22 protein-coding genes and 3 pseudogenes are annotated in these 17,681 nt (G+C 60.7%); 10 read left to right on the forward strand and 15 right to left on the reverse strand.

Going from position 1 to position 17,681, the window contains the following annotated elements:
- The first annotated feature begins 259 nt into the window (after nt 1-259).
- Complete coding sequence (locus tag ACIPSK_RS19345; protein ID WP_210254225.1) at nt 260-730, forward strand: hypothetical protein; 471 nt, start codon at nt 260-262, stop codon at nt 728-730.
- Nucleotides 731-1,191: 461 nt separating this feature from the next.
- On the opposite strand, the gene ACIPSK_RS19350 is transcribed toward ACIPSK_RS19345, so the two are convergent.
- The 9 genes from ACIPSK_RS19350 to ACIPSK_RS19390 all read right to left on the reverse strand — a co-directional run bounded on the left by ACIPSK_RS19350 (nt 1,192) and on the right by ACIPSK_RS19390 (nt 8,373).
- A complete protein-coding gene (locus ACIPSK_RS19350) occupies nt 1,192-1,656 on the reverse strand; it encodes a DUF2269 family protein (RefSeq protein ID WP_162119054.1) in 465 nt (154 codons plus the stop codon).
- Nucleotides 1,653-2,939, reverse strand: coding sequence for an SDR family oxidoreductase (locus ACIPSK_RS19355; RefSeq protein ID WP_162119098.1), 1,287 nt, complete (start codon nt 2,937-2,939; stop codon nt 1,653-1,655). The genes ACIPSK_RS19350 and ACIPSK_RS19355 overlap by 4 nt, the downstream gene beginning before the upstream one ends.
- A gap of 256 nt (nt 2,940-3,195) precedes the next feature.
- Nucleotides 3,196-3,816, reverse strand: coding sequence for a DUF4142 domain-containing protein (locus ACIPSK_RS19360; protein WP_017963348.1), 621 nt, complete (start codon nt 3,814-3,816; stop codon nt 3,196-3,198).
- Between the two features lie 13 nt (nt 3,817-3,829).
- Nucleotides 3,830-5,239: a cytochrome B6 gene (locus ACIPSK_RS19365; RefSeq protein WP_162119055.1), complete on the reverse strand. Its 1,410-nt coding sequence runs from the start codon at nt 5,237-5,239 to the stop codon at nt 3,830-3,832.
- A gap of 126 nt (nt 5,240-5,365) precedes the next feature.
- Nucleotides 5,366-5,584, reverse strand: coding sequence for a hypothetical protein (locus ACIPSK_RS19370; RefSeq protein WP_017963350.1), 219 nt, complete (start codon nt 5,582-5,584; stop codon nt 5,366-5,368).
- Nucleotides 5,581-5,841: a DUF982 domain-containing protein gene (locus ACIPSK_RS19375; protein WP_026154053.1), complete on the reverse strand. Its 261-nt coding sequence runs from the start codon at nt 5,839-5,841 to the stop codon at nt 5,581-5,583. Before ACIPSK_RS19375 ends, ACIPSK_RS19370 begins: the two co-directional genes overlap by 4 nt.
- 426 nt (nt 5,842-6,267) lie before the next feature.
- Entirely contained in the window at nt 6,268-6,843 is a 576-nt protein-coding gene (locus ACIPSK_RS19380) for a DUF308 domain-containing protein (protein ID WP_162119056.1), read from the reverse strand.
- 238 nt (nt 6,844-7,081) lie between these two features.
- Nucleotides 7,082-7,711 carry a hypothetical protein gene (locus ACIPSK_RS19385; protein ID WP_162119057.1) on the reverse strand — a complete coding sequence of 210 codons (630 nt, stop codon included), beginning with the start codon at nt 7,709-7,711 and terminating at the stop codon, nt 7,082-7,084.
- 71 nt (nt 7,712-7,782) lie between these two features.
- On the reverse strand, nt 7,783-8,373 hold the full coding sequence (locus ACIPSK_RS19390; RefSeq protein ID WP_162119058.1) for a TetR/AcrR family transcriptional regulator: 591 nt from the start codon (nt 8,371-8,373) through the stop codon (nt 7,783-7,785).
- Nucleotides 8,374-8,570: 197 nt separating this feature from the next.
- Here ACIPSK_RS19390 and ACIPSK_RS19395 point away from each other — a divergent pair, with 197 nt between their 5' ends.
- The 3 genes and pseudogenes from ACIPSK_RS19395 to ACIPSK_RS19405 all read left to right on the forward strand — a co-directional run bounded on the left by ACIPSK_RS19395 (nt 8,571) and on the right by ACIPSK_RS19405 (nt 9,915).
- Complete coding sequence (locus tag ACIPSK_RS19395; RefSeq protein ID WP_162119059.1) at nt 8,571-9,287, forward strand: SOS response-associated peptidase; 717 nt, start codon at nt 8,571-8,573, stop codon at nt 9,285-9,287.
- Between the two features lie 75 nt (nt 9,288-9,362).
- Nucleotides 9,363-9,683, forward strand: a complete 321-nt coding sequence (locus ACIPSK_RS19400; RefSeq protein WP_162119060.1) for a hypothetical protein — start codon at nt 9,363-9,365, stop codon at nt 9,681-9,683.
- Nucleotides 9,680-9,915 (forward strand): annotated as a pseudogene (locus ACIPSK_RS19405) (hypothetical protein). The gene ACIPSK_RS19400 and the pseudogene ACIPSK_RS19405 overlap by 4 nt, the downstream one beginning before the upstream one ends.
- 25 nt (nt 9,916-9,940) lie before the next feature.
- Here ACIPSK_RS19405 and ACIPSK_RS19410 read toward each other — a convergent pair.
- Entirely contained in the window at nt 9,941-10,780 is an 840-nt protein-coding gene (locus tag ACIPSK_RS19410; protein ID WP_162119061.1) for an oxidoreductase, read from the reverse strand.
- Between ACIPSK_RS19410 and ACIPSK_RS19415 the strand changes: the two are divergent.
- Both ACIPSK_RS19415 and ACIPSK_RS19420 read left to right on the forward strand, forming a co-directional pair.
- Nucleotides 10,746-11,042 (forward strand): annotated as a pseudogene (locus ACIPSK_RS19415) (helix-turn-helix transcriptional regulator); the annotation flags it as partial. The gene ACIPSK_RS19410 and the pseudogene ACIPSK_RS19415 overlap by 35 nt on opposite strands.
- Nucleotides 11,043-11,430: 388 nt before the next feature.
- Nucleotides 11,431-11,781, forward strand: a complete 351-nt coding sequence (locus ACIPSK_RS19420; protein ID WP_162119062.1) for an AraC family ligand binding domain-containing protein — start codon at nt 11,431-11,433, stop codon at nt 11,779-11,781.
- A 15-nt stretch (nt 11,782-11,796) separates the two neighbouring features.
- On the opposite strand, the gene ACIPSK_RS19425 is transcribed toward ACIPSK_RS19420, so the two are convergent.
- Nucleotides 11,797-12,588, reverse strand: a complete 792-nt coding sequence (locus tag ACIPSK_RS19425) for an aldolase (protein ID WP_162119063.1) — start codon at nt 12,586-12,588, stop codon at nt 11,797-11,799.
- A gap of 313 nt (nt 12,589-12,901) precedes the next feature.
- On the opposite strand from ACIPSK_RS19425, the gene ACIPSK_RS19430 reads away from it, so the two are divergent.
- Both ACIPSK_RS19430 and ACIPSK_RS19435 read left to right on the forward strand, forming a co-directional pair.
- Nucleotides 12,902-13,300 (forward strand): hypothetical protein, encoded by a 399-nt coding sequence (locus ACIPSK_RS19430; RefSeq protein WP_162119064.1) that lies wholly within the window; start codon nt 12,902-12,904, stop codon nt 13,298-13,300.
- A gap of 8 nt (nt 13,301-13,308) precedes the next feature.
- A pseudogene (locus tag ACIPSK_RS19435) lies at nt 13,309-13,519 on the forward strand (hypothetical protein).
- Between the two features lie 91 nt (nt 13,520-13,610).
- Here ACIPSK_RS19435 and ACIPSK_RS19440 read toward each other — a convergent pair.
- Nucleotides 13,611-14,186 (reverse strand): TetR/AcrR family transcriptional regulator, encoded by a 576-nt coding sequence (locus tag ACIPSK_RS19440; RefSeq protein WP_162119065.1) that lies wholly within the window; start codon nt 14,184-14,186, stop codon nt 13,611-13,613.
- A gap of 114 nt (nt 14,187-14,300) precedes the next feature.
- Here ACIPSK_RS19440 and ACIPSK_RS19445 point away from each other — a divergent pair, with 114 nt between their 5' ends.
- The gene (locus ACIPSK_RS19445; protein WP_162119066.1) at nt 14,301-15,089 is read left to right on the forward strand and encodes an SDR family NAD(P)-dependent oxidoreductase; all 789 of its coding nucleotides are present in this window, start codon (nt 14,301-14,303) and stop codon (nt 15,087-15,089) included.
- Between the two features lie 121 nt (nt 15,090-15,210).
- Nucleotides 15,211-16,284, forward strand: a complete 1,074-nt coding sequence (locus ACIPSK_RS19450; RefSeq protein WP_162119067.1) for an alkene reductase — start codon at nt 15,211-15,213, stop codon at nt 16,282-16,284.
- A gap of 130 nt (nt 16,285-16,414) precedes the next feature.
- On the opposite strand, the gene ACIPSK_RS19455 is transcribed toward ACIPSK_RS19450, so the two are convergent.
- From ACIPSK_RS19455 to ACIPSK_RS19465, 3 genes are read right to left on the reverse strand one after another with little or no spacing between them, the layout of a single operon-like run.
- Nucleotides 16,415-16,831: a GFA family protein gene (locus tag ACIPSK_RS19455; RefSeq protein ID WP_162119068.1), complete on the reverse strand. Its 417-nt coding sequence runs from the start codon at nt 16,829-16,831 to the stop codon at nt 16,415-16,417.
- A 47-nt stretch (nt 16,832-16,878) separates the two neighbouring features.
- Entirely contained in the window at nt 16,879-17,343 is a 465-nt protein-coding gene (locus tag ACIPSK_RS19460) for an SRPBCC family protein (RefSeq protein ID WP_017963368.1), read from the reverse strand.
- The gene (locus ACIPSK_RS19465; RefSeq protein WP_162119069.1) at nt 17,340-17,669 is read right to left on the reverse strand and encodes an ArsR/SmtB family transcription factor; all 330 of its coding nucleotides are present in this window, start codon (nt 17,667-17,669) and stop codon (nt 17,340-17,342) included. The genes ACIPSK_RS19460 and ACIPSK_RS19465 overlap by 4 nt, the downstream gene beginning before the upstream one ends.
- Between the last annotated feature and the right edge of the window lie 12 nt (nt 17,670-17,681).

The following is a 17,681-nucleotide window of genomic DNA, read 5'->3' on the forward strand; positions in this document are numbered from 1 at the left end:
GGGGCAAAAACCGGTGTCGATGGCACCCGATTATGTTGGGATACGTCGCTGTTCCCCCTGCAGACGCCACCCCGCGCTCCGTCCTCCTCGGGCTTGACCCGAGGATCCGCTCTGGCCTCGCTCAGCCGCCGGCATGGATTCCAGGCTCAAGGCCTGGAATGACAGAGGGTGGGGGCGTCTTGGCCGGATCCCCAGGATTCGTTTCAGCCTCGCGCAATCGAGACGAAATAGACACGCCTGTGCATAAGGAAAGATACCGATGCCGAGAGCGTTCCTGAATCCGCACATGCGACTGGGCTTCACAGCAGTTTTTGCTTTATTGGTTATGGGTCTCAGGCCAGCAGCCGGATTGCCGCGATGCCCTCCTCAGGATGAACTGCTGGCGAAAGCGGAGATCGTGGTTGAGGCGCGCGTGAAATCGCTATCGATCGGCGAATCCGGTTTGCTTCTGACAGAAAATTTTCCGTCGCGGATGGTGAGAGCAGATTTGGAGATCAAGAGAGTTATCAAAGGCAAATCCCTGGGAAAGGAGGCGACGGTGTACGGTATCCTGTATCCCCCAGGGCCTTTCATGGAGTTGACCGCGATGGCGTTATCTTACGGTCTCGATGACCGTGACACCTTCGAACGGGAGCTTTCGCGCCACGAAATCGGTAATGATGTGGCGTTGTTTTCAATGAACGCCTGCAACTATCACAAATTCCCCGACTGGGCAGTTGCTCCCCGCTGATCGACGGGGTCACATCGCAATTGGCGCACGTCGGCTCACTCGCCATTCATGAGACGACGGGAGATAAGCCGTGCGGGCGGGCCGGCGGACGCCGACCGCCACGAACTTGGAGACTCGCGCTCCGATCAGCTCAGGCCCGCTTCGGCGTATCCGGCGATGTTGGCAATGGACGGCGCTTCCGGCATTTGCGCCTGGTCGCGCTCGCCGTTTCCTTCTCACCCAGAATGCCGCGCGGTCGAAGGACTCGCCGTACGCGCTGCCGCGCGCGTGAGGAGCAGGCTCAGGGCTGGATATGGCGGAGGTTCGGGACATGCCAATTATAAGGGCCCTCGCAAGATCGAGGATAAGGCGGGGTTTGAATGAGGATGTCCATTTCAGCCTCACGCTGCCGAGGCGAAATAGAAATGCCTATGCATAAGGAAAGATACCGATGCCGAGAGCCAGACAATGCCACGCTATCATCAAACCGGGCGCGTAATCATCAGCCAGATAATTCCCAACACCGCAGCGAAAGCCGGAAAGCCGAAATAAAACCAAGTCCAAAATAGCCGATGGTATCGCGCCGGCAGCGGCTCGCCTTTCGCCGCTGCTTCCGTCGCAATGTTTCGCATCTCCATCTGCATCCAAACAACCGGCAACCAAAAAGCGCCGGTGAACAGATAGAGAACGATCGACCAAAGGATCCACCGCTCCCAAAGGGAATAGCCGATATTCCAGGCAAGCGCTACGCCGGTGATCGGCTGAATAATCACGGCCGTTGTGGTAAAGACGAAGTCGGCGATCACCACGATCCGCGCTACTGCGCCCACGGTCGTCGCATTGCCGGAGCGATGCGCGACCAACATGAAGAAGGCGATCCCCGCGCCGGTGCCGAGAAGAACGGTGGCGCCGATAATATGCAGGAATTTCAGTACGAAATAGATCATCGCTCCTCCAGAATCGCGAGAGCAACCAGGTGCAGCACAAGGATCGGCCATATCTTTGTCAGCGGGCCGAGGGGCTCATTCCACAACTGAGGCAATATTGCCGTGCCGGCTGCCGCATAGAAGAGCGACAACAGGATGGCCGCATATAGCCCCCATCGTGCAGTGCGACGAAAGGCGATGGCGCATCCGACGAGAATGTCTGCAAGAGCTCCGGCAATCACGCTCGGTGCCGCCAAACGACCTGCGCCGCCGGCCAACATCAGTTGGACACCCTGGTCGAAACCCGATGTCAAAGAAACTATTCCGGTCGATATCCAAAACAGTGGCAGCAGCACGAAAATGACGGGCTTTAGAAAGTAGAGTTTAGCAAACCAACGCTCCTGAACCGAAACCGGGCGACGCGCCAAAGCATCGTCCAACGATAAGGGCCGGATTCCCGTAGCGGCACTCCAATTCGTTGGATCACCCACGGCGCCGTGGACGATCTCCCTTGCGGCAGTGCTTCGAACCGGCGGGCGCCATCCCAGCAGTCCTGCGAAATCGCCGAGCCGATAGAGAAGGTTGGCGAGGGGGCGGGGCAGCAGATAGCGCTTGGCGGGAGGCCAGCCAAGCCATCTCCGATATCGAGCTACAATCTGGTCGAATTCGAGCTCTTGCGGGCCGACGATTTCGAGCGAGATTTTCGATGGGGCAGTTTTGTCGACAAGGCGAACGGCGGTTTCGGCGACGTCATCGACCTGCACCACCTGAAGTTTGCCGGTCGACGGCATCAATGGCAGAAACGGCAGCGCGGCAAGGCCGCGAAACAATGCACTGGAACCGAAGGCGGCGTCGCCTAGGATCACGGCGGGACGCAGTATCACCCAGTCGAGATCCGTCTCCATCAGAGCCATGTCGCCGGAAAGCTTTGTGCGCGAGAACGCCGACGGCTGCTGCCGATCCACTCCAATTGCTGAGAAGTGAATAATTCGGCGTACACCAGACTGCTCGCAAGCGCGGAACAACGCTCGCGGTCCCTGCGCATGGACGCCCGTCATGTTGTGCCTCATTCCGTCCTGCAACGCGCCGGCACAGTTGACGACAGCATCTGTTCCTTCGAGATGACGCAGCCAATCAGAGGGCTCCACCGCCCTCGCCACGTCGACTTCGACCCAGGTGCCGAGCCCACCTGCGAGCTGTTTTCCAGGGCGAACCGCGCGGATGATATCATGTCCGCCTGTCGCCAGCCGGGCGCAGACGGCACTGCCAACAAGTCCGGTCGCGCCGATGACAAGGATTTTCATACTGACGACCCTCGTGCTCAACGGCTCTAACTTGTGCGTGCACAATTCGCTCCAGTGCCGGTTGATGCTATTCCTCAGATACAGCATGTCCGACAAAAGCCCGAATTCCTGGCGCTGATGCCCGGCGTTCGGCAGTCAGGCGCCACGAACGAACGTTGCGTTCTTGAAGGCGTGGGGGCGAAATGGACGCGTGTCGTTCCATGGTTCCATTTACGACTGTCGCTATGCTTGCACCAGGCCGCTCCCGAAGCATTGCCTACTGCCTATGCTCCATCTCGGCCAGCGTCTCCGGCGGGAGACGAACAGAGGCACCGGTCAGCAGTCCATGGATCTCCTGTGCTCGCCGCAGATGATCGAGGACGACCGGAAGCAGGGATGAGGCCAGCCGCTGCAGATCGCCGTCCTCGCCCATCGATATCTCCCAGGCTAGAAGTTGCGCGGTCTTTTGATGGTCAACGATCTGTGCCTTGATATAGGCGGCGTCGAAGGCATCTGCCTCCAACGTCCGCAGCCGCTCGCGAAGCAGGGCATGTTCGGGGTCGAGCTGGTCTGACAGTGGGATTTTAGCGGCGTCTGCAAGCTCCTTGAGCTTCCTGTTTGCGTCGGAATGGTCGCTGACCATCATGTCGGCAAACTGTTTGACAGCATCCGCTTTCGCCTTGCCGCCTGCAAGATTTCCGAGCTCGACTTCAGCAAGCCCCCCGGCGGTTGCAAGCTGCGCAAAAAGCCGGTCCTGATTGTTGGTCTGGTGTGGCGCTGGAACGCCTGGCCGAGCCATTCGCGTGTCGACGCCCATTCCGGCCGGATTGCCGATCTGGCCAAGCGCCGACGAGCCGGCCAGAACGACAGCGACGGTAAAAAGCACCCTGCGAAACATGGCGTCTCTCCCTCTAAAGCGTCACCAGATAAGCAACCAGGTCCTTCTTCTCCTGCTCATTAAGCTTGACGCCGAGCACGAGATTGAAGAATTCAACGGTGTCGGCCAAGGTCATCAGACGGCCGTCATGCAGATAGGGCGGCGAGTCCTTGATGTCGCGCAAGGTGAAGGTTTTGATCGGACCGTCGGGAAGGGCGACGAAGTCGTTGAAGACCTGCCCGATTTTATAGAAGCGCTCCAGCTTCAGGTCGTGCATGTCGTTGTCCATGAACTGGGTCTGCGGCACGTGACAGTCGGCGCAACGACCCTTGCCCATGAATATTCGCTCGCCCGACAGTTCCTGCGGCGTCGCAAGTTCAGGATCGAGTCTTCCGAAGACGTCGAGCTTGGGAGCGGGTGGAAAATCGATGATGTTCTGCATCTGCGCCATCATCGCGACCTGGTTGGTGCGGTCGGGAAGGTTTGCGCCCTTCCTCGTCGCGCTGACATGGTCGCCGTTGAAGTATGCGGTGCGCTGCTCGAATTCGGAAAAGTCTTCGACGGAGCGAAGCGAACGTTTGGAACCGTGGATCTGTTGGTTGAAAAGACCTCGCAGGCTGGTGCTGTCGAGGCGAAAGCGGTCTGCCTGCGGACGAATGTCGGGCGTGAGATGAAAGGCAGCATTGGTATGGAAGTTGGAATGACAGTCGAGGCAGGCGACACCGGTGCTTTGGTCCGCCACTTTGCGATCCTCGGTCTGATTGAATTCCTCCTGCGGGAACGGCGTCAGAAGGAGCCTCAGACCCTCCATTTGTACGGGGGTGACGATGCCATTCATGATTTCATAAAAGTTCTTGATCGTCAGAAGCTGCCCGCGTGAGACGTCGCCGAGTTCTGGGTGCGTCGTCAGGAAGATCGGAGGCGGAAACTCGGGCGTCAGGTTGTCGGGAAGGTCAAAGTCGACGTCGAACCTGCGGAGGTCGCGCATCTCCTGCGCGTGGATTTCGTCGATCTGCCGATTGGGAAAGACCTGTCCGCCAGTCGCCTGCTTGACATGGGGGAGAGGGAGAAAGCCTTCGGGCAGGAGATTTTTCTGCTTGATCTCCGCCGGCTTCATCTCGGCCAGCTCACCCCATGTCACGCCCGCAGGCAACCTGACGCGGATGTCAGCTTGAACGGGTTTCATGCCGCCTGACATCATCGCGCCGGGCATGGGCTTATCAGAGAGATCGTACCGCCTCTGAAGGAGATCCTGTTGGCGCTTCATGACGTCCGGCTTCTGCGCCTCGTCAATTCGCCGGGCGTCGGAAAACGGCATCGTTGGAAGCGGTCGGTACGTGGTGTCAGGCGGCAGCGGGTCGGAAAAAGCGCCGACGGCGAACACGCAGAAGCCGGCACCGATCGAGCACGCGGCGAGAATGAATGACCTCTTGTATCGAAACATAGCGCTCCCCTCAATTTTACACCGCAACCCTGCGGACCATGAAAAGTTCCGGCGCGTGAAAGCTTTTTGCTGAAAGGGCCGTTTCAGGCGACCGCAACGGATCCAGACTGCCAGAGGCTGCTATGGTCATACGAATACCAGCACCGCGATCATCGCGACCGCCGAAGTAACGCCCGCACCCGTGAAGGCGGAGATCAAAAGCTGAGAGGTCCGGCCTATCTTAACGTCTTTGATTTCCTCGGCAGCGCCAAGGACGGCCATCAACCCCGCCGCCATCCAACATACGAGCGTCAGCGCTCCCAGGATTATCGCCAATTGCGCGGTATCTATTGGAGGAACACTCATGAGAACACCTCCGCAGCGACAGCAGCATCTATGAATGTCCTGCGAGCAAGCTCAGCGCTTCCATGGTGTATGATGGCGTCTGAGCATCTGCACTTGGCAATGGCGTATTCCGCCTGCGTTTGCGACGGCCAACGATATATTAAGGCTTCCAGTGCAGCCCTGGGTCCGTCGATACGCTCGCGGAAGCCGTTGCCGATACGAACGAACACGGGAACTGCCCATGTGATGTCGAAGTCACCTTCGATAAGCTTCTCCAAAATGATGAGCTCCCTTGTTAGCTGCTTACGTGCCAACCAAACGAACCTGCCTGCTGCGTCGCAGTTCCTGCTCTGTCGCCGTCTGTGCGCAATCGGACATTCATCAAGCGCCTAGCAACGGAGGGAGGGCTGCAATTGCCGGTGGCCGCCGATACGTCGGTGAACATCCTTTTCTTCGGTCGAAGGCGAAGATCGAGGTTTAGGCGTGACATCGCTGTCGATCGGCGAATCCGGTTGCTTCCGCGCGGAAGACGTTCCGATGCGCCTGATAGGATGAATTTGGAGATCAGGAGAATCATTAGAGGCAAATACCTAGAAGCACGACGACGTCTCACGACTAATCATGACATGACAGGAAGTAGGGGCGGCGGGCGAGCCATTCCGACGCCGCCCGCCACGAACTTGGAGACTCCCGCTTCGATCACCTCAGACCCGCTTCCGCCGCATCTGCGTGACGCTCCGCCAGACGGCCGACACCAGGAAATAGAAGGCGCCGAGGCCGGCATAGCCAGCGATGTTGGCAATGGACGGCGCTTCCGGCATTTGCGCCTGGGCGATGAAGAAGCCGCCTGCGACGGCAGATTGGCCACCGCTGAGGATCATCGCCCACTGGCCGCCATTGGTCTTCCAGCGCCGCACAGCGGTTCCAAGTTGCAGCACGCCGGAAAAGATCGCCCAGAGGCCGAAGACACCGAGGACCCAGTTCATGCTCATCGTCAGCGCGACGATCACCGCGGCTGTCGTCACCGCGCTGACGGCGACGTTGATTGCCTGGCTGCGGTTGTTTGCCCGGCCGCCGTTCCGCGCTGCGTCGACCAGGTTGGCGGCGGCATCCCAGGCGGGATAGACGATCAGCAGGGCGGCCGCGACGGCAAGCGACTGGCGGCCTGCCGTCAAGGCGGTCGCCACCCAGATGGCGGAAAAGGCTGCTCGCGTGAAGTAATAGCGCGTCAGCCACTCTTCCCTGTCGCCAGACACGACGGTGGTTTGATCGGTGGTCATGATGATCTCTTTCCTGAATGTGATGGTGTTGGTCTGATAGGGGCGGCTCACCGTCGTGAGCGGTGTCGTCCGTCATGGGGATTGGATTTTCTTGGTTTGCCCGAACCGCTGGGCACCGACGGGCGGCTGTCGAGGCGACGTTCTCCGCCGTTCGGGTCCATCGTCTGCAGGCCAGGCGGCATTCCCGGCAAATCGCCGGTCGAACCGGGGGCGGCCCGACCGACCGGCGACGACGTGGTCACATGGGCGGGACCACGCCATTTTTCCCGACAAGCACCTGATGGGCGACAGGCCCCGAGGCAGCCTTTTCGGCGGGGATGAAGACGACGGCGCCGGGAACGAGATCGTCCTTGGTGGCTGGAGCGATGGTCACGACGGGCGTGCCGTCCGGAATGGCGATCTTCTTTTCCTTGCCGTGATAGGAGACGGTGACGGTGCGGCCATCGACGCCCTTGACGGCGTCGGCGACGGTCGCATTGGTCATGCTGCTGTTGGGCTTGAGGTCCCAGCCGTAGCTGCCTTCACCGGCACCCTTCATCGCCGGCGGGAAGATCAGCACCTCAAGCGCGCCGTCGCCGCCGCCTGCGCTCGGCAGCGATGCAATGCCGACGAAGTCGCCCGGCTTGATGTCGGTGACCGCAGCATTTGCGACGCTCGCCAGTTTCCAGCCGTCGGCAAGCGTCACATTGACGGTCTCTCCCTCGCGGGTCTTCACCTTGAGAGCGGAGCCGCTGTAATTGACGATGCTGCCCCTGATATGGATCTGCTCGGGTTTCTGGTCTTCGGCATGGACGGGCGCCGCTGGAAGTGCCGTCGACGCGATAGCGCTGAGCCCCAGCAAGAGGGCGGGGAGAATGGTCTTGATCATGTCGTTCTTCCTACTAGTTGGTAGTCTCGCTGAACGTGGTTGTCGCTCCGGGCTTTATTCCGCCCGGAACTTTATCGAGCGGCGGTCGGAGTGAGCCGCTGCAAGGTGGGGGCGAGAATGGTGGCGAAGATCTCCGGGGTCCCGTAGGCCCGGGCTGACAGCATGGCGCCGTGGACGGAGGCCATGAAGGCTTCAGCCTCGACACGCGGTACGCTCGATAGTGTCAAACTGCCATCCTTCAAGCCTCGCTCCATCACCGAGGTCAGCCATGTCGACGCAAAGCGGAAGAAAGCCTTGACCTCGGCTGCGACCTCCGGCGGCAGCGCCGGCAGTTCGCTTGCCAGCAGGGCGCACACGCAAAACGGCCGGCTGGCGTCCTCGATGCACTGGGCCCAGTGGCCCGCATAGGCCTGGAGGAGTGCCAGCGGATTCCGCACCTGCTGCTCCAGGCCGGCAATACCCGCCTCGGCATCTTCGCGATAGCGCACGACCAGCGTGCGCACCAGATCGGTTTTGCTCGGAAAGTGGTGATGGATGCTCGCCTTGCGGATGCCGACGACGGCAGCAATATCGGCATAGCTGAAGCCGTTATAGCCTCCGGTCATGATCAATGCTCGGGCAGAAGTCAGGATTTCGTCGGACGTCGTCGAAAGATTGCTCATGGCGCTTATCTACCTTCCAGTAGGAAGGCTGTCAAGCGGAATGTAGTTTTCTGCCATCGGCCGTCGTTGAGGTGGTAACCGGCTTCACTCTTGACGCGGGCGAAAGTGATGACGCGTCGGTTGTGGCGACCGGCCTTGACTCGCCTCGAGCCACCAGAACATAATCGGAACATCCAATATGTGGGATGGAGTTCTGGATGTGCGGCCGCGTCTATATCAAGACCTCGCTTGAGGAACTGGTGCGCAATTTCGCCTTTGCGGAGCGTGGTGCGATCGATGCGCTCGGAAACCGATTTCCGCGCTATAACGGCGCGCCGACGCTGGATTATCCGATCATCATTCGCGACATGGTCCGCGAGCCCGATATCATGGGGCCGGTATTCGCCAGCGCTCGCTGGGGTCTGATGCCGGCATGGATGAACCCGGGAGGGCGGCCGCCGCCGATCAATGCGCGCTGCAAGGGTATCGGTACCAACGGCCTGTTCCGCTCGGCCTACAGGTCGCGCCGTTGCCTAGTGCCGATCAACGGCTTCTTCGAGTGGAAGGATATTTTCGGCACCGGCAAGAACAAGCAGCCTTATGCGATCGCCATGGCTGACGGCTCGCCCTTTGCGCTCGCCGGCATCTGGGAGACGCGGCGCGACAATGACATAGAGACCCGGAGCTTCGCCATCGTGACCTGTGAGCCGAATGCGATGATGGCGCAGATCCATGACCGCATGCCGGTCGTCCTGCACCGCGAAGATTACGAGCGCTGGCTATCGCCGGAGCCTGATCCGGCCGATTTGATGAAGCCGTTCCCGGCTGAACTGATGACCATGTGGCCGATCGGCCGCAATGTGGGTTCGCCCAAGAACGACACGGCTGACATCATCGATCCGATCGACCCCGATCCGGAACCGACGCTGCTCTGAATTCACTGGCTCGGGCGGGAGCCATCCATCAACCGTGCGGTCAAAGAGATACCTCGCGAGAGGGCAGGACGACGCATGCCAGAACAAATCACATGGAAATCGTGGGAATATGTCAGCGGCCGGGACATCAAATACAAATGGCGGCACGCCTGGAGGGAGAAACCCGGCGACGATTACGTCGCTTTCGACGGCGATACCCAGATCGGAAGGATATTCCGGTCACAGGCAGGCGGAGGGATCGATAATCGATGGTTCTGGATCGTGGCGACAGACGGCAGCCATCGACTGGATTGGCCGTCGGCTGGATACGAGGACAGTGCCTACGTCGCCTCAAGGCGGCTCGAAATGATCTATGAGAGCATCAAGAGCGGGAAACGCAGGACGGCGCACCCATGAGCATCGAAGGCCATTCGCGTGCACCGGGCGCCGATGTGATCGTTGAGCATTATTGCGAGCACCGGCTTGCTGACGGCACAGGCTGCAAGGAATGGGGAGGCTGGGGCCACAGCCCATCCCCGGCCGTACCAACGCGCTGGTGGTGCTTTGAGCATTTCCCGCATAAATCACACGAACAGGAACAGGCACTCAGGCGGAAGAGGCGGCCGAGGGTGGGAAAATCATCCAATGAGGGCTGGCTGATTGATGTTCCGCCGTCAGCCGTCGGTCGAGACGGTGACGGATTTCCACGCCTCGATCTCCTGCTGGAGGCGAACGATCCTGTCCGACACGTGCTTGAGGGCGTCGCTGCCGAGCAGAAGCTGCGGCGGCGGATTATCGGATTCGATGAGCTCTAGAACCGCGGCGGCCAGTTTGGCGGGATCGCCGCGCTGCTTGCCGCTGACGGCCTGTCGCGCCTCACGGATCGGATCGAACAGGGCATCATAATCGGCGATCGACCGCTCCGTGCGGACCATCGATCGTCCGGCCCAGTCCGTCCGGAAGGAGCCGGGGCAAAGGGTCGTCACATGCACGCCGAACGGCGCCATTTCCGCCCGCATCACTTCCGATATCCCCTGAAGCGCAAATTTGCTGCCGCAGTAATAGGCGATGCCGGGCATGGTGATCATGCCGCCCATCGACGTGACGTTGACGATGAACCCTTGGCGTCGCTGGCGAAACCTCGGCAGAAATGCCTTGGCAACGGCGACGGCGCCGAAGACATTCACCTCGAACTGCCGCCGCATCTCTTCGATCGGCGACTCCTCGAGCACGCCCTCATGGCCGTAGCCGGCATTGTTGATCAGCACGTCGACCGGCCCATGCTCCTCCTCTGCGTGGGCGACGACATCGTCGATCCGGTCGAACTCCGTGACGTCGCAGAGGACCGGCCGCAGGCCAGGCAGGGTTTTGGCGAGCGCTGTCAGCGACGCTTGCGAGCGCACGGTGCCAATCACCCTGTGGCCGGCCTGAAGAGCCGCAGACGCAATGGCGAGCCCGAAGCCGGAATTCGATCCGGTGATCGCGATCACCGATCTGGCAAGGGAGGTGGGCATGAGCGTTCCCTCCTACCATGTCCATTTCAAGGCTCTGACCGGCAACAGTCCGATGCAACACGTCAAAGCAATGCGGCTTCACGAAGCAAGATTGATGATCGCCCGCCGGACGAGAACGATCGCCGAGGTCGCGGTTTCGGTGGGCTACGCCAGCCCGGCGCAGTTCAGCCGCGACTTCAAGCGGCATTTCGGGCGTACCGCATCGGAAGAGATCAAGTGGGTCCAGCGCCACCTCGGCGAAACGGGTGACGATCACGGTTAGGTATAGCGCCTGAGCTAAAGCGCGTCACGATCTTTCAGATTCGCTCCTCGCGCTTTCGGTCGTTGTTTTTACGCATGTCGTTATCGCAAACCGCGGCACAGCGCGCGACATGTTTTAGCTGGTCATCCGAGGTGCGCTGACGATCTTCCGGAACAAGGCCTCCATGGCCTCTTCAATACCTTCGGTGGGACTGACCGCGAAATTATAAACCAAAGGCAAATATGTACGGTTGTATCTTCACTAAATCGCTGAAGAACTCACGGTCGCGATGATGAGCGCCATCGCAGCCCGCAAAGCAGTCATCGGCACGTTCGTCGTTGAGATAAACGAGCGCTCTTGGCGCGCGGGATTTCCGCGCTACCTCTGCACGCGGCAATGGAGGAAGACGATGAAAATCCGTAAGTTCACGATTACCGATGTGGCGTTGGAGCGTTCCCCCGGGCAGCAGGCGGACATCTTCGTCGGCAATCTGGTCGACGAGCGGCAGGGCGGGCCGATCACCATCGGCTATGGACGCTACGCGCCCGGCCAGAGCCTCACCGAGACGATTGAAGTCGACGACGTCATGATCGTTCTGGAAGGGCGGCTATCGGTCTCGACGGATTTGGGAACAGTTACCGCCGGGCCAGGCGAGATCGTCTACATGCCCAAGGGCGAAGCGGTGACCATCCGCTCGCATGACGAAGGCGCGCTCACCGCCTATGTCACCTATCCACATTGGCGACCGGCGCACGCCTAAACTACGGTCTGCGGCTCAGCGCTTGTATTCCGGCTCGCTGCGATCGAGCGCGCGCTTCACCGACTCCAGATGGAGCCGGGCCGACTCCGGGTCTCCTTCGCGCATTTGCCGGTATGCCGCCTCCGCAATCTCAGGCGCGACGGCAAGGACTTCACGCCCGGTGGACAGGGCGAGCGTCTGCACTTCGCAGGCGCGCTCGAGGTAATAGAGGTCGTCCCAGGCCTCGGCGATATTCGGTGCACAGACCATCACGCCGTGGTGCTTCATGAAGACGATGTCGGCATCGCCGATCGCAGCCGCAATCCGATCGCCCTCGCGCGCGTCGAGCGCCAGGCCGTTATAGTTGCGGTCGACGGCCGTGCGTCCATAGAATTTCAATGCGGTCTGCCCGGCAAAAATCAGAGGATCGCCCTCCGTCATCGAAAGGGCGGTGGCATAAGGCATATGGGTGTGGAACGCCGCCTTGGCACGGGGAACGTTCTTGTGAATCCTGGCGTGGATGTAAAAAGCGGTGGCCTCAGGCTGCCCGCTGCCCGACACGACATTGCCGTGAAAGTCGCAGATCAACAACATCGAGGCCGTCAGTTCGGCGAAAGCGTAGCCGTAAGGGTTGACGATGAACAGGTCGTCATAGCCGGGAACGACGGCCGAGAAATGGTTGCAGATCCCTTCCTCCATGCCGAGCCTTGCCGCCATCCGGAAGCAGGCCGCCAGATCGACGCGGGCCTGCCAGATGTCGTCCGTATCAAGTTTCGGCTGGTTGGGGCCGCCGGCGGGCGATAGGGCTGTGTTGAGAGAGTGCGCCATGGGGGTCGTTTCAAATCGGTGTCGAAGGAGAGGGTGGCTGCGTTCTGGATTACGCCCGGATCAGCCTCGCATCAAGCCGGCTCGAGGCAAGCATGGTTCGGTTCCCCCGGGTCAAGGTCGTGCTCAAGCGTTAAGGCAACAAGACAAGGCCGGAGCGGGGTGCATATCTCTTGATCATGCCGCACGCTCCGGCGGTTGCACTGAAAGGTTGCTCACAGCAAAATACCCGTCTTGACTCTCTTCGTTATCAGAACATAATAAGAACATCGGCGCGGCGGCCGCCATCTGAAAACCGAAGATATGGAGAGCGGATATGCGTGAGCAGCCGATCGGCGAAGCCGTGGAAGATGATGCCTGGCCTGCAAGTGATGTGATGTGGCCGCCGGAGAAGGAGATTGGGGTCTCCGAGGTGCATGCAAGCCTGGCCAAGGCGGTGGCGGGGAGCCGCGGTGTGCGATTTTTCACGGCCTTCGTGATCGACATCCCCAGCGATGCCTATCTGGGCGATGTCCAGATGGCGATCGACGAGGCCGCCGGCGAGGCCTGCGGTATCCTGCTGACGATGCATGTGACCGGCCGCGACGCCGCAACCGGCGAGCCGATTCTGACCCAGGAAGCCACGCGACCGTTCAAGTTTCCCTGCGGTGAGGGCGTCGCGAAAGCCATAGCGAGCTTCTGCGGCAAGCTCAAAATGGCCGGCATCTTCCCCTGAGCGCCGCCATGGAAGCCGAAACATCGTCACCGCCGGTCGAAAATGAGCTTGCCGAGGTGTTCGCCTATCACAATGGCGATATGCGGGGGCGATATGCGGGCCGCAATCGGCACGCTGCTGGAGGACGTCCGCCATTTGCGCTGCAGTTGATATTTGGCAGAAGGCGCCATGGGCGGCGGCATGACCCGCGGCTGGCGGCCGAGCTACGATCGAGACTAAAACGCGTCGCGACCTTTCGGATTCGCTCCTCTTGGATCCGGCGATGGTATGACAGCTGCGGCGCGACGCGGCCGCTGGCCGTCGCATTTCCTCATTCGGCTTTTGCCGGTGCCGAAGCAGGTCGGTCGGCTCCGTCATCGATCCAGGCCAGCGTCTCCGTCAATATTTCCTTCGACAGGGCAGGATCGACTATGACGCGAGCGAGGATCGTTGCTCCGACCATCGCCGACCAGTTGGCGATTGCCCGGCGTCGGCGGTCGGCGTCCGGCCCTTCGACCTTCTCGCTCATCCAGTCGATCTGCGCCCGCACACCCTCCGTCACCGCCGCACGGGCCTCAGGGGTCTGGCGCAGCGTGTCGGCGGCAAGTCCGGAAATCGGGCAGCCACCGGCCCTGTTGTCGCGATGGCGCGGCGACAGATACTCCTCCATGTAGTCGCCAAGCGGCAGTGACGCGCCATTGCGCTGGCCAAGCGCATGCGCCAGCGCCTGGACGATCAACTCGTCCTTCGAGCTGAAATGACCGTAGAAGCTGCCATGCGTCAGGCCCGCAGCCTTCATCACCTCGGCAACGCCGACGGCCTCGAATCCTCTCTCCCGAAACAGCCGGCTTGCGACTTCCAGGATCCTTTGGCGGTTTTCGGCCATCTGCTCACGGCTGATTTTCATGTTGAGATTTCTCCCTCTCTGCCATTGACTTTTTTATGATAGCCATCACTTTAAATCAGTAATTAGGATCGTCATCATAATTATCATAACGCTCATTCGAAAGAGAACAAGACAATGACTGACACTCCCACCGTCCTCATCACCGGCGCCTCCTCGGGCATTGGAGCGACATATGCAGACCGTTTCGCCCGTCGTGGGCACAATCTCGTACTGGTTGCGCGCAATAAGGCAAGGCTGGAGGCTCTCTCGGCACGACTTCGCGAAGAAACCGGCGTAACGATCGACATCCTGCAGGCCGATGTCACCAAATCCGATGAGCTTGCTGCGGTGGAAAGCCGTCTGCGCGACGACCATCGGATCGGAATTCTCGTCAACAATGCCGGTACCAGCCTCGAAGGCACGTTCGTCAATCAGCCCGTCAATGATATCGCCCAGCTGATCGCGCTCAACGCGACGGCCGTTGCCCGCCTTTCCAGCGCCGTTGCGCCACGCTTCGTCGAAGCGGGCTCGGGCGCCATCGTCAACGTCTCCTCGGTCGTCGGGCTCGTCCCGGAATTCGGAATGACGGTCTACGGCGCCACAAAGGCCTTCGTGACCTTTCTTTCCCAGGGGCTCAGCCTCGAACTCGGTCCCAAAGGCGTCTACGTCCAGGCGGTCCTGCCGGCGGCAACGCGCACGGAGATCTGGGAGCTTTCCGGCATCGACGTCAACACGCTCTCCGGCGTGATGGAAGTGGGCGAACTCGTGGACGCCGCCCTGGCAGGCTTCGACAAGCGCGAGCCCATCACCATCCCGCCGCTGCACGATGCCGCCCAATGGGATGCCTATCAGGGCGCGCGCCAGGCGATGATCCCGGGCTTTTCGCAGGCTGAGCCTGCAGAGCGTTATCGCGCCGCCTCCTAGCGCTCCCCGAAGAAACGCGCTGCACCAACACAGGCTGTGTCGCAAGGCCGGCCTGTGCCGGGTTTCGGCGCGAAACTCCGAGACCTGACAGAGATCCATGAAATCAGACGAAAGAAACGCAATGACGGACAACGCAATTTTTGAACCCTACAAACTCGGCAAGCTGACGCTGGCGAACCGGATCGTGATGGCGCCCTTGACCCGCAACAGAGCCGGCGCCGGCTTCGTGCCGGGCAATATCGCCGCGACATATTATGCCCAGCGGGCGACAGCCGGCCTGATCATCTCGGAGGGCGCGCAGATTTCGCAGGAAGGGCAGGGCTACCAGGATACACCGGGAATTTATACGCAAGCCCAGATCGACGGCTGGCGGAAAGTCACCGACGCGGTGCATGCCAAAGGCGGACATATCTTCCTGCAGCTCTGGCATGTCGGTCGTATTTCGCATGTCGATCTGCAGCCGAATGCGCAGGCGCCGGTCGCGCCATCGGCCATCAAGGCCGAGACCAAGGTCTTCGTGAACAATGCCTTCGTCGACGTCTCCGAACCTCGCGCGCTCAAACTGGATGAGATCCAGACGATCATCGCCGATTTCCGCCGCGCGGCCGCCAACGCGATTGCCGCGGGCTTCGATGGCGTCGAAGTCCATGGCGCCAACGGTTATCTGCTGGAACAGTTTGCCAAGGACGGCTCCAACAGCCGCACCGACGCCTATGGCGGCTCGGTCGAACATCGCGCCCGGATGATATTGGAAGTCGCTGCCGCCGTGGCTGCCGAGGTCGGCGCGGAGCGCACGGGGGTGCGGATTTCGCCGGTCAACAGCATCACCTCGAGTGATCCGCAGGCGCAATTCAACTATATCGCCGAGAAGCTTGGCCAGATGGGGATTGCCTATCTCCATGTCGTCGAAGCTGGGCGCGGCGGGCCGAATGAGGCTGCTGCCTTTGACTACGCCGAGCTCAGGGCCAAGTTCGCAAACACCTACATCGCCAATAACGGCTACGACCTCGACCGCGCAACGTTGCGATTGACGGAGGGCGCGGCGGATCTCTTCTCGTTCGGCCGGCCATTCATCGCCAATCCTGATCTCGTCGAGAGACTGAAGACCGCTGCTCCGCTGGCAGAGGTGAACCCGGCGACCATCTATGGCGGCGGCGCCGAAGGTTATACCGACTATCCCTCCATCGCCGCATGACACTCGCCTGTTGCACCGGCGCCGTGCTGCTGCGCGGCGCCTTTTCACCATGCGCCGGATCATGTTCATTGGTGAGACAATCGCCCGCATGACGATCTACGGGCGACTGCACCGAATTTATGCAGGAGCGTCACAGCGGCGGCATTCCTTCGAATGTCTGCGCCGCCGGATCGACCCTGTCCCAGGCAAGGCCGCGCGCGGTGTAGGTCACCATCTGCGGCTGGTATCGGCCGGGCTCGTCGAGGCTTGCGGCGTGGATGGTGAAAAAGTCAGGCATGTAGGAGAAGGTCATGTAGACGGGTGCGCCGCAGGCGGGGCAGAAGCCGCGCGTCTTGACGTTGCCGTTGTCGGCGACCATTTGCCAATGCGTCGCCTGGCCTTCCAGCTTCACCGCCTGCCGGCTCGGGAAAGTCAGATAGGATCCGTGCCCGGTGCCGCTTGAAGCCTGACAGTCGCGGCATTGGCAGTCGTTCATCGCAATCGGCTCGGCTGAAATTTCATAGTGGATCGCACCGCAGGCGCATCCGCCGGTGTAAGGCTTGCTCATGTCTGTCTCCTGATGAAATGCTGTACTGGCGACCGCGTTCGGTCGTTTCAATTCTTTGCGTCGCTGATGGCGCCGATGTTCTTCACGACCTTCTTCCAGCCTTCGCCCATCTTCTGGAAGGCCGTTTCATTCCTGGGCAGGATGAAGCCGGAATGGATGAGGCGAAGCCGCGTGCCGGCTTCGACCTCGGACAGGATGAAGGTGACGACAGTGTCGAGCGGGGAGCCGTAGCCGGCGTTTCCCTCATGCCCGCCTTTCCAGGCATAGGAGAGACGCTTGTTCGGCTTCACCTCCAGCACCTGGCAGTGAATGGTGCCGTCCCAGGCGCCGGCGGGCGTCGTCTGGTAGGTGAAGCGTTTGCCTTCCACCGGCTCGAAGCCCGCCGGCATCATCAGCCAGCGGCCCATCAGATTGGCCGTGGTCAGCGTTTTCCAGAGCGTCTCCGGCCGATGCGGGAAAACCTCGTCGACCACGATCTCCTGCGTGTCGGGCTTCAATTCGGCGTCGTTCATGGATCGATTTCCTTCAGCAATGTTCTGAGATTGGCAAAACGTTCGCGCCAGAAGACGCCGTAATGGCTCATCCAGTCGACAAGCGGCTCCAGGCCTTCCGGCTCGGCGCGGTAATAGACCTTCCGCCCTTCGGGGCGCTCAGTGACGAGGCCCGCCTGTTTCAGGGCTTTGAGGTGCTGCGAAATGGCGCCCTGCGTGACGCTGCTTGCCCGCGTCAGTTCGACGACGGTGATTTCATCGGCGTTGACGATCTGCTCAAACACGGCCCGCCGTGTGGGATCGGCAAGCGCGCGCATGACGGCGGTGATGGAAACGGCTTCGGTCATGAAGAAACCAAT

The sequence above is a fragment of the Rhizobium sp. LARHSG275 genome, assembly GCF_052871115.1.

Excerpts from the sequence above, each read along its gene's own strand:
- ACIPSK_RS19345 (WP_210254225.1), top strand. The coding sequence starts at position 260 with ATGCCGAGAGCGTTCCTGAATCCGCACATGCGACTGGGCTTCACAGCA.
- ACIPSK_RS19350 (WP_162119054.1), bottom strand. The coding sequence starts at position 1,656 with ATGATCTATTTCGTACTGAAATTCCTGCATATTATCGGCGCCACCGTT.
- ACIPSK_RS19355 (WP_162119098.1), bottom strand. The coding sequence starts at position 2,939 with ATGAAAATCCTTGTCATCGGCGCGACCGGACTTGTTGGCAGTGCCGTC.
- ACIPSK_RS19360 (WP_017963348.1), bottom strand. The coding sequence starts at position 3,816 with ATGTTTCGCAGGGTGCTTTTTACCGTCGCTGTCGTTCTGGCCGGCTCG.
- ACIPSK_RS19365 (WP_162119055.1), bottom strand. The coding sequence starts at position 5,239 with ATGTTTCGATACAAGAGGTCATTCATTCTCGCCGCGTGCTCGATCGGT.
- ACIPSK_RS19370 (WP_017963350.1), bottom strand. The coding sequence starts at position 5,584 with ATGAGTGTTCCTCCAATAGATACCGCGCAATTGGCGATAATCCTGGGA.
- ACIPSK_RS19380 (WP_162119056.1), bottom strand. The coding sequence starts at position 6,843 with ATGACCACCGATCAAACCACCGTCGTGTCTGGCGACAGGGAAGAGTGG.
- ACIPSK_RS19385 (WP_162119057.1), bottom strand. The coding sequence starts at position 7,711 with ATGATCAAGACCATTCTCCCCGCCCTCTTGCTGGGGCTCAGCGCTATC.
- ACIPSK_RS19390 (WP_162119058.1), bottom strand. The coding sequence starts at position 8,373 with ATGAGCAATCTTTCGACGACGTCCGACGAAATCCTGACTTCTGCCCGA.
- ACIPSK_RS19395 (WP_162119059.1), top strand. The coding sequence starts at position 8,571 with ATGTGCGGCCGCGTCTATATCAAGACCTCGCTTGAGGAACTGGTGCGC.
- ACIPSK_RS19400 (WP_162119060.1), top strand. The coding sequence starts at position 9,363 with ATGCCAGAACAAATCACATGGAAATCGTGGGAATATGTCAGCGGCCGG.
- ACIPSK_RS19410 (WP_162119061.1), bottom strand. The coding sequence starts at position 10,780 with ATGCCCACCTCCCTTGCCAGATCGGTGATCGCGATCACCGGATCGAAT.
- ACIPSK_RS19420 (WP_162119062.1), top strand. The coding sequence starts at position 11,431 with ATGAAAATCCGTAAGTTCACGATTACCGATGTGGCGTTGGAGCGTTCC.
- ACIPSK_RS19425 (WP_162119063.1), bottom strand. The coding sequence starts at position 12,588 with ATGGCGCACTCTCTCAACACAGCCCTATCGCCCGCCGGCGGCCCCAAC.
- ACIPSK_RS19430 (WP_162119064.1), top strand. The coding sequence starts at position 12,902 with ATGCGTGAGCAGCCGATCGGCGAAGCCGTGGAAGATGATGCCTGGCCT.
- ACIPSK_RS19440 (WP_162119065.1), bottom strand. The coding sequence starts at position 14,186 with ATGAAAATCAGCCGTGAGCAGATGGCCGAAAACCGCCAAAGGATCCTG.
- ACIPSK_RS19445 (WP_162119066.1), top strand. The coding sequence starts at position 14,301 with ATGACTGACACTCCCACCGTCCTCATCACCGGCGCCTCCTCGGGCATT.
- ACIPSK_RS19450 (WP_162119067.1), top strand. The coding sequence starts at position 15,211 with ATGACGGACAACGCAATTTTTGAACCCTACAAACTCGGCAAGCTGACG.
- ACIPSK_RS19455 (WP_162119068.1), bottom strand. The coding sequence starts at position 16,831 with ATGAGCAAGCCTTACACCGGCGGATGCGCCTGCGGTGCGATCCACTAT.
- ACIPSK_RS19460 (WP_017963368.1), bottom strand. The coding sequence starts at position 17,343 with ATGAACGACGCCGAATTGAAGCCCGACACGCAGGAGATCGTGGTCGAC.
- ACIPSK_RS19465 (WP_162119069.1), bottom strand. The coding sequence starts at position 17,669 with ATGACCGAAGCCGTTTCCATCACCGCCGTCATGCGCGCGCTTGCCGAT.